Raw genomic sequence first — 13,139 nt, 5'->3', positions numbered from 1 at the left:
AGGTTCCTGAAATGAAAAAGGCCGGCCCACGGGGGACCGGCCTTTCGAAACGTTCAGGGTAGGGACGCTTATTCGCGGTTGCCGAAGAGCTGGAGCAGCATCATGAACATGTTGATAAAGTTCAGATACAGGCTCAGCGCGCCCATGATCGCCGCTTTGCCCAGCCACTCTGTGTCGCCGTGGTGTGCATGCGAGATATATTCGGTTTTGATCCGCTGGGTGTCATAGGCGGTAAGACCGGCAAAAATCAGCACGCCGATTGCGGAAATCGCGAACATCAGGGCGCTGGATTGCAGGAAGATATTGACGATCGACGCTACGATCAGGCCGATCACACCCATGATCAGGAAGCTGCCCCAACCCGAGATGTCCTTTTTCGTGGTGTAGCCGTAAAGCGACAGACCGGCAAAGGCGATCGAGGTCACAAGGAAGACCTGCGCGATGGAGTTATTGGTGTAGATCAGGAAGATCGAGCTGATCGACACACCCATAACGGCGGCAAACAGGTAAAATACCGTTTGTGCTGTCGCGGCGGACATCTTGTTGATCGCAGCACCAAAGCCGAAAACAAAGGCCAGCGGGGCAAACATTACGACCCATTTCAGCGGCGAGGCATAAAGCGCATAGCCAAGGCCGGTCAGGTACTGGTCAGGGCCCAGCTGCGCGGACGCGGCAGAGGGGTCGGATGTGACCGCAAGGCCGGCCAGCGCCCATGCGGCGGCAAATGTGATCAGCATGCCGATCGACATTGTGCTGTAAACTTTGTTCATGTGGGCGCGCAGCCCCGCGTCAATATCGGCGGCGCGGGCTCCGGCTGTGCTCCGGATTGTATTCACGTCAGCCATGAAAGACCTCCATTTGGCAAAAGGGTTGTTTACCACGCACGCAGCGCGGCACGGTATTGCATCAAATATCGGAATTCGCGGCCCACATTACAAGGTGTAACCCGCTGTAGAGGGCAGAGTTTTCCGCATTATTTGACCCAATGCGCCGGTACATCCCAAATCGGGCGGTTTGCTTCGGCTTGGGCCGCTTTGGCGCTGATCCCAAGATCATCGAGTTGGTGCTGGTCCAGCGCTGCAAGCTGTCTGCGGCTGCGCAAAACTGCGAGTGCTGCGAAGGTCCGGGCGGCCAGACCCGGCTTGACGTTGCGGGAGGAGGCGACAGGGCGGGCGAGGGCGGAGGAGGAGAACATGTCGTGACCTTTCAGTGTATGTGATGGTTTGCTGTTTCGTATTTCGATGCTTGATATATGGACGGCCTTGGTGGATAATGAAAACGAATGGTTGTTATCGCTTACATCACAAGGGTTGATATATGAGAAATCTCGACATCACGACGCTGCGCTCCTTTGTTGCGGTTGCCGATTCCGGCGGCGTCACGCGGGCGGCTGGTTTCCTGCACCTGACGCAATCGGCGGTGTCGATGCAGCTCAAGCGCCTTGAGGAAATGCTGGATCTGTCCTTGTTGGATCGCAGCGGCCGCACCATCGGTCTGACCGCATCGGGCGAGCAATTGCTGACCTATGCCCGCCGGATGGTCGCGCTGAATGACGAGGTGATCGGCCGTTTGACCCATCAGGCATATGAGGGCGAAATCAAGCTGGGAGTGCCGCATGATGTGGTCTATCCGGCGGTGCCGCAGGTGCTTAAGCAGTTCCATGCGGTGTTTCCGCGGGTCAAGGTCCAGCTTGAGGCGTCATATACCCGCACGTTAAAAGACCAGTTTGCCAAAGGCGACTGTGATGTGATCGTGACAACCGAAACCGGCGTGGATCAGGGCGGCGAAGTCTTGGCGCATAAGCCGTTGGTGTGGGTTGGCGCACCGGGGGGCACTGCATGGCGCGCGCGCGCGCTGCCGCTGGCGTTTTGCCGACATTGCATGTTTCGCGCCCAGATCGCTGTGGCGCTGGATGCAGAGGGGATCGGGTGGGACATGACCGTGGATACCGAAAGCGACCGCACCATCGAAGCCGCAGTAAGTGCAGATCTGGCCGTTTCTTCGATGATCGAGGGCACGCAGCCGCCTTATCTGGAGGTGATCGAACACGGCGGGGCGCTGCCGGCGTTGCCTGTCCAGCAGATCAACCTTTACGGCAAGGCGGAAGGCAGCGGCGAGGTGCATGACACGCTTGTCGATTTGTTGCGACAGGCGTTTTCTGGCGCAGCGCACCAGCGTCTGCGGGCGGTGTAACGCAGGCGAATCGGTTAACAATTGCAGGTATCGGCAAGATATGGCCGATACCCATCGCGCAAGGACCAGCGGCGCTTGGGGCGCGATGACATGTGCAACTGGTATCGTTTCGGCAAAGGGTGAGTTCTACCTATGGGAGAATAAATTCCTGCAAGAACAAGGCATAGGGTAATGAGGCCAAGCGCTTTTTTTGTGCGGTGCCGCACACTAGCTATCGAAAAAAGTAGAATAAATCTGGTGCGTTCTTGCGTGTAGTCTATGACTAAGCGGTGTTTTTGGCGCTGAACGTCTTAATCGTTACAATTTGAATTGCACGCCGGTCGCTGACTTGTAAACTGTTAGAACGTGGTAGAGTGACGCCGGTGCCAATACTGAGGCTGCCCTTGCTCGTGCTTCAGTGAACCCTTGCGAAGATTGAGAAAGTTGAAATTGATGCCCCATAAAGTCGATGTACATGTTGGTCAGAAAATCAGACAGCGCCGCTGGCTTACCGGAATGACCCAACAACGGCTTGCAGAACTGGTGGGCATCAAGTTCCAGCAAATCCAGAAATATGAAACCGGGGCCAATAGGGTCAGCGCCTCGCGGCTTTGGGACATTGCCGATGCGTTGGACGTGAATGTGTCGTTCTTCTTTGACGGGATCAAAACGGAAGAAGAAGAGGCGCAGGCGCATGCTGAAACCGTGCCTGCCGATTTGCTGGGCGACAAGGAAGCGATGGATTTGATCCGGTCGTATTATTCCATCCCCGAAGATCAGCGTCGTCGCCTGTTTGAACTGGCGCGCGTGCTGAGCGATGTTGCCTAGACACCGACAGACGTACCGGATTTCCTGATGTCTCATCCCTCCTTTGACGCGGACGTGCGCCGCGTTGCGCATCTGATGGCGGACGCGGCGCGCTCTGTTATCTTGCCGTTCTTTCGGGGCAATGCACTTGACACGCAAAGCAAACTTGCCGGCGGGTATGATCCGGTAACCGTGGCGGACCGCGCCGCCGAAGAGGCGATGCGCAAGGTTTTGGCTGAGCACCGACCCGATGATGCGGTTTTGGGCGAGGAATTCGGCCATAAGGCGGGCACCTCCGGTCTGACCTGGGTGCTGGACCCGATCGACGGTACGCGCGGTTTTGTCAGCGGCACCCCGACATGGGGGGTGTTGATCGCGCTGTCGGATGCGGATGGTCCGTTTTACGGGATCATCGACCAGCCCTATATCGGTGAACGGTTCGAGGGCGCACCCGACGGGGCGCGGATGACGGGACCCTTGGGGCCGCGTGAACTGAACACAATCGCACCGCGTGACTTAGGCGCGGCGATTATCCTGACTACTTTTCCCGAAGTTGGCAGCGCAGCCGACCAGAGCGGGTTTCAGGCCGTCGCGTCCAAAGCGCAGTTGGCGCGTTACGGGATGGATTGTTACGGCTATGCCCTATTGGCGGCGGGGCAGGTTGATCTGGTGGTTGAAGCGGGTCTTCAATCCTATGACATACAGGCCCCCATTGCGGTGATCCAAGCCGCGGGCGGTATTGTCACGGATTGGAAGGGCGGCCCTGCGCATGAGGGCGGACGGGCCCTGGCCGCTGCAAACCGTGAAATCCACGCGCAGGCGCTGGAAATCCTACAAAAATATTGACCATAAAGTAAAATTTGCGTTAAAGGTGTAGGCGCGTAGGCTCTTTCCCGTTTTCCGTCAACGCAGTTCAGAAAAAATGAGATGGGCCATCGCGAAAGAGGGGCCCTTATGTCAGAAATTCTGATCCGCAATGCTGATGTTATTGTCACAATGGACGACAGCCGCCGCGAATTGAGGGCGGCCGATCTGCGCCTGAAAAACGGTATCATTTGTGAAAGCGGCGAAGGCTTGCACAGTGACGGCGCATGCATCGACGCGTCGGGCTGTGTGGTCACGCCGGGATTGGTGAATACCCATCATCACCTTTATCAAAGCATGACGCGCGCCGTGCCGGCCGGGCAGGATGCGTTGCTGTTTGGCTGGCTCAAGACGCTTTACCCGATCTGGGCGCGCATGACGCCGGAACATTTTCACGTTTCGGCGCAGGTCGGCCTGGCGGAGCTGGCGCTGTCGGGGTGCACGTTAAGCACGGATCATCTGTACCTTTATCCCAACGGGACGCGGTTGGAAGATACAATTCATGCGGCCGCGGAGCTGGGTCTGCGGTTTCATCCTACACGCGGGTCGATGAGCATCGGTGAAAGCGCAGGCGGCCTGCCGCCGGACGCATTGGTCGAAACCGAGGCGTCGATCCTGGAGGATTGTATCCGGCTGGTTGATGCCTTTCACGATCCGGCGGAAGGCTCAATGTGCCGTGTCGGATTGGCACCCTGTTCTCCGTTTTCAGTCACCCGTGATCTGATGCGCGAAACGGCGATACTGGCGCGCGACAAAGGGGTGATGATGCACACCCATCTGGCGGAAAACGACGAAGATATCGCTTATTCGCTTGAGAGATTCGGCTGTCGTCCGGGGCAATACGCCGAAAGCCTTGGCTGGGTCGGGCGTGACGTCTGGCATGCGCACTGCGTCAAGCTGGACGCAGCCGAAATCGCGCTGTTTGCACAGACCGGCACCGGTGTCGCCCATTGCCCCTGTTCGAATTGCCGCCTTGGATCCGGTATTGCACCGGTGCGCGCCTTGCGCGACGCGGGCGTGCCGGTGGGCTTGGGCGTGGATGGTTCTGCCAGCAATGATGCGGGCAATCTGGTGGCGGAAGCGCGGATGGCGATGTTGCTGCAACGGGTTGCAAACGGCGCGGATGCGATGAGCGCACGCGAGGCGCTTGAGATTGCCACGCGCGGCGGGGCCGACATGCTGGGCCGTCCCGATTGCGGGCGGCTGGCGGTTGGTAAACGCGCCGATATCGCGATCTGGGACGTCAGCGGGATAGAGACGGCAGGATCCTGGGATCCGGCGGCCCTGTTGCTGGCGGGGCCAAGCACGGTGCGCGATCTGATTGTCGAGGGCCGCCAGATTGTGCGTGACGGGCAGATCACGACGCTGGATCTGAGCGCGGTGATTGCTCGGCAGAATACGCTGGCGCAGGGGTTGATGGACGGCGCTTAGGGCTGTCGCGCGCCGGCGATCCAGACGTCGGCGATTGCGCGGTCATCGCCCATCATGATGGTTGCGAACAAGCTTTCCCAAGCGTCCTTGGCTTGCGCTTGGCGTTGCGCAATGGCGGGGGTGGAGGACAGGTCAATAACGGTCACGTCCGCCTCGTACCCCGTTGAAAGCGAACCGATTTTTTCCCCGAGATGCAGGCTGTTTGCGGAACCTGCCGTGGCCAGCCAGATCAGTTGCGCGGCGTGCAGGGGCGTGCCGCGCAGCTGGCCGATCTCATAAGCCGCTGCCATCGTGCGCAGCATTGAAAATGATGATCCGCCGCCGGTGTCGGTTGCCAGCCCAATGGGGATATTGCGGGTCGCAAGGGCGGCCATGTCGAACAGGCCCGACCCGATAAAGGTATTGGACGTCGGGCAATGCACCAGTGCCGCGCCGGTTTCTGCGATCCGGTCGATCTCGCGCGGCTCCAGATAAATGGCATGGCCAAAAACAGCACGCGCACCAAGCAGTCCGTGGGCCTCATAGGTATCGAGATAATCGCGGGCCTGCGGAAACAGATCGCGCACCCATGCCACTTCGTCGGTTTGTTCGCTGAGGTGGGTTTGCATCAGGCAATCGGGATGTTCACCCCATAAGGCACCGAGTGCCGCCAGTTGGTCGGGCGTGGACGTTGGTGAAAACCGCGGTGTGATCGCATAGGTGGCGCGGCCCGTGCCATGCCAGCGTTCGATCAGGGCTTTGCTGTCGTCATAGGCTGATTGCGCCGTGTCGCGCAGCCCCTCGGGCGCATTGCGGTCCATACAGGTTTTGCCGGCGACAATGCGCTGGTTGCGGGTCGCTGCTGCCGAAAACAGCGCATCAACCGAATGCGGATGGATCGTGCAATAGCTGGCCACGGTTGTCGTGCCATGGGCGCGGGTCAGATCCAGATAGCGGGTGGCGACCTCTTGCGCATAGTCCGTGTCGGACAGGCGCATCTCCTCGGGGAAGGTATAATCGTTGAGCCAGTCAATCAGCCGCTTGCCCCATGACGCGATGATGCCGGTCTGGGGGTAATGCACATGGGCATCGACAAATCCGGGGCAGATCAGGTGGTCGTCGCCATAAAGCGTTTCGACCGCCTGCGGATGCGCCTTGCGCAGCTGGTCGGCCCTACCAACCGCTGCAATCACGCCATCGGCCAGCAACACCGCACCCTCGCTGTCGATGCGCACAGCATCTTGCCAGCCCTGCATCATCGGGTTGCCTTCAAAGCGCAGGGCGGGGCCGGTCAATAGGTTTTTCTGTGTCATTGCCTGTTCATACGTGGGCCAGGCCAAGCCGACAAGCCATGCACCATTGTCCTCGTACAAAGGCTTGCCTATGGTCGCGATAACATCCGGAGGCTGATGCGATGCAGGACCAAGTAGAAGAAAACGCAAACGCCAACGATGACGACGAGGCGCAGAATTACCAGCTGGGGCCAAAAACCGTCGCCTCGGTCCTTTATGCCGTCGAAATCGACGACCGCGACCGGCTGATCGAGCTGATGGAGCCGATGCATCCGGCTGATATTGCTGACCTTTTGGAACAGATCAACGTCTTTGACCGGGTGCGCTTGATCCGGCTTTACGACATGGAATTCGACGGTGAGATCCTGTCGGAGCTGGATGACTCCATCCGCGAAGATGTGATTTCGATTCTGTCCCCGCAGGTGTTGTCGCAAGCTGTGCGCGAGCTGGACAGCGACGATGTTGTTGATCTGGTCGAAGACCTTGAGGATGCGCAGCAGGAAGCGATTCTGGAGGTGCTGGAAACCGCCGATCGCGAAGCGGTGGAAAAGGCGCTGTCATGGCCGGACTACTCCGCCGGTCGCCTGATGCAGCGCGAAGTTGTCATGGCCCCACAGCATTGGACCGTGGGACAGGCCATCGACAACCTGCGGGCCACGCCGGAGCAGGAATTGCCGGACCAGTTTTACCACATCGTCATGGTCGATCCGCGCCTGCATCCGGTCGGGCAGGTGACATTGGGCAAGTTGATGCGTTCGAAACGCACAACGGCGCTGCGTGATCTGTTGGAAGAAACATTCCAGATTATTCCCGCCATGCAGGACGAAGGCGACGTGGCCTATGCGTTCAACCAATACCACCTGATTTCGGCACCCGTTGTCGATGACGAAGGGCGTTTGATTGGTATGATCACGATTGATGACGCGATGGCGGTTCTGGACGAGGAACACGAGGAAGACATCCTGCGTCTGGCGGGGGTCGGCGAAAGCTCCCTGTCGGATCGGGTGATTGAAACCACCAAGCAGCGCTTGCCATGGTTGGCGGTCAATCTGGTCACTGCGATTGCCGCGTCGATGGTGATTTCGCAGTTCGAGGTGGCCATTGCGCAGATTGTGGCACTTGCTGTGCTGATGCCGATTGTGGCGTCGATGGGCGGCAATGCGGGCACCCAAAGTTTGACGGTGGCGGTGCGGGCGATTGCGACCAAAGACCTTACTGGATCGAACGTCTGGCGGGTGATCCGGCGCGAATGTCTGGTCGGGTTGATCAACGGGGCGATATTCGCGGTGACGATGGGAATTGTCGGAGTGATCTGGTTCGGCTCGCCGGCGCTGGGCCTTGTAATCGCGGCTGCTATGGTGATCAACATGGTGGTCGCAGGGCTAGCGGGGACCGGCATCCCGATCTTACTGGAACGGGTGGGGGTTGACCCTGCGCTGGCCTCGGGGGCGTTTGTCACGACCGTGACGGATGTTGTGGGCTTCTTTGCGTTTCTCGGTCTGGCGGCGGCGGTGTTGTTATGAACGATCTGGCGGAAATCAAAGCGGCGGCGCGCAAGGCTGCCTTTGCGCGGCGCAAGCCCTTGTTTGAACGCGCAAATGCAGCGCAGGCGGGTTACCTAAGCGAGGTTCTGGCAGGGTATCGCGGGGTGCCGTTGTCGGGTTTCATGCCGATCCGCACAGAGATTGATCCAACCCCTGCAATGGCCGAAGCGACGGCGCATGGTATCGTGGGCGTGCCGGTGATCAAGGCCAAGGCACAGCCGTTGAGGTTTGCCGAATGGACGCCCGATACGGTGATGATCAATGGCGTATTCGGGGCGCAAATACCTGAAACACAAACGTTTTTCGAACCCGAGATATTGATCGTGCCGCTGCTGGCGTTCAACCGGAATGGCGGACGGCTGGGCTATGGGGGCGGTTTTTACGACCGCACGCTTGAAATGTTGCGGGCGAAACGGCCAACCCTCGCCATCGGGTTTGCTTTTGAGGGGCAGGAAGTGGATGACCTGCCGTTGGAAGCGACAGATCAACCGCTTGATTTGATCGTAACGGAAGCAGGCGTGATCGAAATCGCGCCCTAGCACATGCCACCGGTCTGTGCTCGGGTCTTGACCGGTCAGATGTTTTAGACGAACTTTCCCTCATTTAAGACGAATTTTTTTAAATGAATGGAAGGATCTCCCATGTCTGACATGCTGGATGTGATTATCGATGCGGTAACACCGCAAAGCGCAAAAGATGTGCAGAACATCTATAAGGTTGGGAAAGCAATCGACAAAGTCGGGAGCAAGCCAACGATGGACTCAGTGTCCGATTTGCAAAGTGTTCTCAAGAAAGGATGGATCGAGAAAGCCGAGAAAAAGGTAAAGGCCGACGTCAAGCGTATGAACACGGCCTTGAAGAACAAATCCGAATGGCCCGAGGAAAAGATCGACACCTTCGAAAAGAAGGTTTTCGTCGCGTATAAAGCCGAGAGCAAGAAGGGGCTTGAACCTGTCGATTGCAAGAAAACAATCGCCGCCATTCGCCCGCTTTTAAAAGAGATCGACAGACACAGGAAGGCGCTCAAGGACATCGAGTACCTGTGCAAAAAGTCGATCGAAATCTGTGCGAAATGGGAAAAAGACTATGCCATGCGCAAGGAATACGCGGCGGAGCTGGCGAAGAATTTCAAGTTTCTGACCAAGGTTGCCGTGTTGTCAGCGGCACAGGCTGAAATGTTAACCTATTATCTGCATTGCATGGAGCTGACCAAACAGTTTTCAGAAGCGGAATCCTGTGCGAAAAAACTGGGCAAACGTGCGTTTGAAGACATGAAAGAAGCGCGTTCACGTCAGGATATGGCGAAAAATCAATACGACTATTCACGTGGCAGCGCCTATTGGGAGGACCTGCCAAGCCGGATCTAACCGCGCCCCCTCCTGCGTTAAAAGTGATCGTGAAAACAGGACTTGCCGCGACAGGGGGGAGGCTTTAGCTCTCGGCGTATGAAAATACTTTTCCTTGGCGATGTAATGGGCCGCGCGGGCCGGCGTGCAATCAGCGAAAATCTGGCGCGGTTGCGCACGGAGTGGAAGCTGGATTTCGTCGTCGTGAACGGTGAAAATGCGACCGGTGGCATGGGACTTTCGGGGGCGCATGCGAAAATCCTGCTGGATGCGGGGGCGGATTGTCTGACGCTGGGCGACCATGCGTTCGATCAAAAGGACATGTTAAGCTTTATCGAGCAGGAACCGCGTATTGTACGGCCCTTGAACTTTTCAAAAAACGCACCGGGCAAGGGCGCGCGGCTGTTCACAGCCAAGAACGGGCGCAAGGTTCTGGTCACGCAGGCCCTTGGTCAGGTGTTTATGAAACGCCCCTTTGATGATCCGTTTTCCGCGCTGGATGGTGTGTTGAAAACCCATCCGCTGGGCGGCATGGCGTCGGCGATCATTGTCGACATGCATTGCGAAGCCACATCAGAGAAAATGGCAACGGGTCATTGGTGTGACGGGCGCGCCTCGCTGGTTGTGGGGACGCACACCCATGTGCCGACTTCGGATGCGATGATCCTGCCGCGCGGCACGGCCTATCTTTCGGATGCGGGCATGTGCGGGGATTATCATTCTGTGATCGGGATGGAAAAAACCGAACCGCTGCGCCGCTTTATCACCGGCATGCCCAAGGAACGTTTTACCCCCGCCAACGGCGAGGCAACGCTTTCGGGCGTCTATATCGAAACCGACGACAAGACCGGCAAGGCGACCCGCATTGTGCCCGTGCGCACCGGTGGCGCGTTGCAGGCCAGCACCCCGTGACACCACGATGACATCGCGCGAGATTGCGTTTTTCACCTGCTGTTTGATGATCATGGGCGCGGGTTGGGGCGCGACGCAGCCGATGACAAAACTTGCGGTCAGCACCGGATATGGGCCGTTCGGACTGTTGTTCTGGCAGGCCGTGATTGGTGTGGTACTGATGGCGCTGGTGTGCGCGCTGCGCCACAAGCGCTTGCCAATCAACCAGCGCGCTTTGCGGCTTTATGTAATCCTTGCGCTGATCGGCGCGGTTTTGCCTAATACCATCAGCTATAAAGTGGCGGTGCACCTGCCGGCGGGCATTATGTCGCTTTTGCTGAGTGTGGTTCCGATGTTCGCCTTTATGATTGCCCTCGCGCTGGGCAGTGAAAGGTTTCGCTGGCGGCGGTTTATCGGGCTCGGGTTCGGGTTGATCGGGGTTGGGATCATCGTCGCCCCCGCTGTCGAACTGGGGCAGGCGGTGCCGGTGGGCTGGGCGTTGATCTATCTGCTGACCGCATTTTTCTACGCGTTTGAAAGCAACTTCATTGCCAAATGGGGGACGCAGGGGCTGGATCCGTTTCAGGTGATGTTGGGCGCTTCGCTTGTCGCGCTGGTGATGATCACGCCGGTGATGCTGGTGACAGGACAAATGATCCGGCCGGAACTGCCCTTGCCCGTGCCGCAACTGGCCTTGCTGGGGTCTTGCGTGATCCATGCGTTTATCTATGCGGCTTATGTCTGGCTGGCGGGGCGCGCTGGCGCTGTGTTTACGGTACAGGTGAGCTATCTCGTGACAGGGTTCGGGTTGATCTGGGCGCGGTTGATGCTGGGCGAGGCCTATGCCTCGACAATCTGGCTGGCGCTGGGGGCGATGTTTGCCGGCATGTATTTGGTGCAGCCACGGCCCAAGCTTGCAGAGCCTTTGCCGATGGGCGAAAGTTGAACGGCGGTATGTCCGCGTTAAGGAAACAGTGATGGACGTCTTTTCCCTTTCCCAAACCGGTAGCGCGGTCCTGTCGCTGACGGTGGTCGCGATCATGTTCATCATGTTCCTGCGCGAATCTTTCCCGACCGAAGTGGTGGCCCTTGGTGGCGCGGCGGTGCTGCTGGCCAGCGGTGTGCTGCCCTATGAGGACGCGCGCATGGTGCTGTCCAACTCGGCCCCCTGGACGATTGCGGCGATGTTCATCGTGATGGGGGCGCTGGTGCGCACGGGTGCGCTGGATGTGCTAACGCAACTGGCTGAACGCTATGCCCGCACCAATCCGAAATCTGCCGTTGTGGGGGTGATCCTGTCGGTGATGGGGGCCAGTGCGATCATGAACAACACGCCGGTGGTGGTGGTGATGATCCCCGTGGTGGTGCAATTAAGTAAAACGCTCGGCACCAAGGCGTCCAAGCTGCTGATCCCGCTGAGTTATGCGGCAATCATGGGGGGATCGCTGACCTTGATCGGGACGTCGACGAACCTGCTGGTGGACGGGGTGGCGCGGTCACAGGGGATGGAGCCGTTCGGCATTTTCGAGATCCTGCCGATTGGCTTGGTGGTATGCGCATGGGGGCTGACCTATATGGCGCTGTTCGGGCGCAAGCTGCTGCCGGATCGTGACAGTATGGCCGCGATGTTGTCGACGCGTTCAAAAATGAAGTTCTTTACCGAAGCGGTGATCCCGCCGGAATCAAATCTGATCGGGCGCGAGGTGCTCGATGTGAAGCTGTTCAAACGCGAGGGCGTGCGGTTGATTGACGTGGTGCGCGGCGATGAATCCCTGCGCCGCAATCTGGCAAATGTGGCATTGCAGATCGGGGATCGCGTGGTGTTGCGCACGGAAATGACCGAGCTGTTGAGCCTGCAGGCCACCAAAGAATTGAAACGTGTGGATCAGCTGTCCGCCGTTGAAACCACGACGGTGGAGGTGTTGATCACGCCGGGGTGCCGGATGGTCGGGCGGGCGCTGGGCTCTATGCGCTTGCGCCGGCGCTACGGGGTTTATCCATTGGCGGTCCACCGGCGCAACCAGAACATCGGTTTGCAACTGGATGAGCTGATTGTGAAAGTTGGCGATACCCTGCTGCTGGAGGGGGCCGCCGAAGACATCGCGCGGCTGGCCGCAGACATGGACATGGTGGATGTCAGCCACCCGTCTGCACGCGCCTATCGTCGGGGCCATGCGCCGATTGCGATTGCCGCGCTGGTCGGGATTGTGGCGCTGGCCGCGCTGAATGTCGCGCCGATCCTGATGCTGGCCGTGATCGCTGTGGCCTTGGTGCTGGTCACCGGCTGTATTGATGCGGAAGAGGCGTTTTCCTTTGTTGACGGGCGCCTGCTGGCGCTGATTTTCTCGATGTTGGCAGTGGGGGCGGCGTTGCAGAATTCGGGCGCGATCACGATGCTGGTGGATGCGATTGCGCCGACACTGAGCGCGTTACCGCTGACTGCGGTGATATTCTGTGTGTTTCTGTTGACCACGGTTCTGACCGAAATCGTGTCGAACAATGCGGTGGCGGTCATTATGACGCCTATTGCGATCAGTTTGGCGGCGGCCCTTGGCATTGATGCACGCCCGCTTGTGGTGGCGGTTATGATTGCGGCATCTTGTGCCTTTGCCACGCCCATCGGCTATCAGACCAATACGTTGGTTTACGGTCCGGGGGGGTATAAGTTCACCGACTTCATGCGCATCGGTGTGCCCTTGAACCTGAGCATGTCGTTGTTGGCGAGTGCGGTTATTCCGTTGATTTTTTGAGGATAAACGCGGACGGGCGGTGCGCAGGGAGAGTGCGGACAGTATATAAGGCCAAAAAGAGGA

Annotated in this window: 13 protein-coding genes; 10 read left to right on the top strand and 3 right to left on the bottom strand. The window is 58.5% G+C overall.

Annotated features, from left to right (window positions below):
- Positions 1-68: 68 nt before the first annotated feature.
- A complete protein-coding gene (locus tag Z947_RS0116445; protein ID WP_025045384.1) occupies positions 69-845 on the bottom strand; it encodes a Bax inhibitor-1/YccA family protein in 777 nt (258 codons plus the stop codon).
- A gap of 128 nt (positions 846-973) precedes the next feature.
- Positions 974-1,195 carry a DUF1127 domain-containing protein gene (locus tag Z947_RS0116440; RefSeq protein ID WP_025045383.1) on the bottom strand — a complete coding sequence of 74 codons (222 nt, stop codon included), beginning with the start codon at positions 1,193-1,195 and terminating at the stop codon, positions 974-976.
- Positions 1,196-1,317: 122 nt separating this feature from the next.
- Here Z947_RS0116440 and Z947_RS0116435 point away from each other — a divergent pair, with 122 nt between their 5' ends.
- The 4 genes from Z947_RS0116435 to Z947_RS0116420 all read left to right on the top strand — a co-directional run bounded on the left by Z947_RS0116435 (position 1,318) and on the right by Z947_RS0116420 (position 5,274).
- Entirely contained in the window at positions 1,318-2,193 is an 876-nt protein-coding gene (locus tag Z947_RS0116435) for a LysR family transcriptional regulator (RefSeq protein WP_025045382.1), read from the top strand.
- Between the two features lie 432 nt (positions 2,194-2,625).
- A complete protein-coding gene (locus Z947_RS0116430; protein WP_025045381.1) occupies positions 2,626-3,000 on the top strand; it encodes a helix-turn-helix domain-containing protein in 375 nt (124 codons plus the stop codon).
- A 27-nt stretch (positions 3,001-3,027) separates the two neighbouring features.
- Complete coding sequence (gene hisN, locus Z947_RS0116425) at positions 3,028-3,825, top strand: histidinol-phosphatase (protein WP_037938980.1); 798 nt, start codon at positions 3,028-3,030, stop codon at positions 3,823-3,825.
- A 108-nt stretch (positions 3,826-3,933) separates the two neighbouring features.
- Positions 3,934-5,274 (top strand): 8-oxoguanine deaminase, encoded by a 1,341-nt coding sequence (locus tag Z947_RS0116420; RefSeq protein ID WP_025045379.1) that lies wholly within the window; start codon positions 3,934-3,936, stop codon positions 5,272-5,274.
- Here the strand turns inward: Z947_RS0116420 and guaD are convergent.
- Entirely contained in the window at positions 5,271-6,566 is a 1,296-nt protein-coding gene (guaD, locus tag Z947_RS0116415) for a guanine deaminase (protein WP_025045378.1), read from the bottom strand. The genes Z947_RS0116420 and guaD overlap by 4 nt on opposite strands.
- A 101-nt stretch (positions 6,567-6,667) precedes the next feature.
- Here guaD and mgtE point away from each other — a divergent pair, with 101 nt between their 5' ends.
- From mgtE to Z947_RS0116385, 6 genes are all read left to right on the top strand, one after another.
- Positions 6,668-8,068: a magnesium transporter gene (mgtE, locus tag Z947_RS0116410; protein WP_025045377.1), complete on the top strand. Its 1,401-nt coding sequence runs from the start codon at positions 6,668-6,670 to the stop codon at positions 8,066-8,068.
- Positions 8,065-8,628: a 5-formyltetrahydrofolate cyclo-ligase gene (locus tag Z947_RS0116405; protein ID WP_025045376.1), complete on the top strand. Its 564-nt coding sequence runs from the start codon at positions 8,065-8,067 to the stop codon at positions 8,626-8,628. The genes mgtE and Z947_RS0116405 overlap by 4 nt, the downstream gene beginning before the upstream one ends.
- Positions 8,629-8,730: 102 nt before the next feature.
- Entirely contained in the window at positions 8,731-9,456 is a 726-nt protein-coding gene (locus Z947_RS0116400; protein ID WP_025045375.1) for a hypothetical protein, read from the top strand.
- A 78-nt stretch (positions 9,457-9,534) separates the two neighbouring features.
- Positions 9,535-10,347, top strand: a complete 813-nt coding sequence (locus Z947_RS0116395; RefSeq protein WP_025045374.1) for a TIGR00282 family metallophosphoesterase — start codon at positions 9,535-9,537, stop codon at positions 10,345-10,347.
- Positions 10,348-10,354: 7 nt separating this feature from the next.
- The gene (locus Z947_RS0116390; RefSeq protein WP_025045373.1) at positions 10,355-11,272 is read left to right on the top strand and encodes a DMT family transporter; all 918 of its coding nucleotides are present in this window, start codon (positions 10,355-10,357) and stop codon (positions 11,270-11,272) included.
- Between the two features lie 31 nt (positions 11,273-11,303).
- Complete coding sequence (locus Z947_RS0116385) at positions 11,304-13,076, top strand: SLC13 family permease (protein WP_025045372.1); 1,773 nt, start codon at positions 11,304-11,306, stop codon at positions 13,074-13,076.
- The last annotated feature ends 63 nt before the right edge of the window (positions 13,077-13,139 follow it).

Source organism: Sulfitobacter geojensis (assembly GCF_000622325.1).
Classification (GTDB): domain Bacteria; phylum Pseudomonadota; class Alphaproteobacteria; order Rhodobacterales; family Rhodobacteraceae; genus Sulfitobacter; species Sulfitobacter geojensis.
The sequence above is the reverse complement of the archived record's forward strand: the minus strand, read 5'-3'. Positions and strand labels throughout refer to the sequence as shown.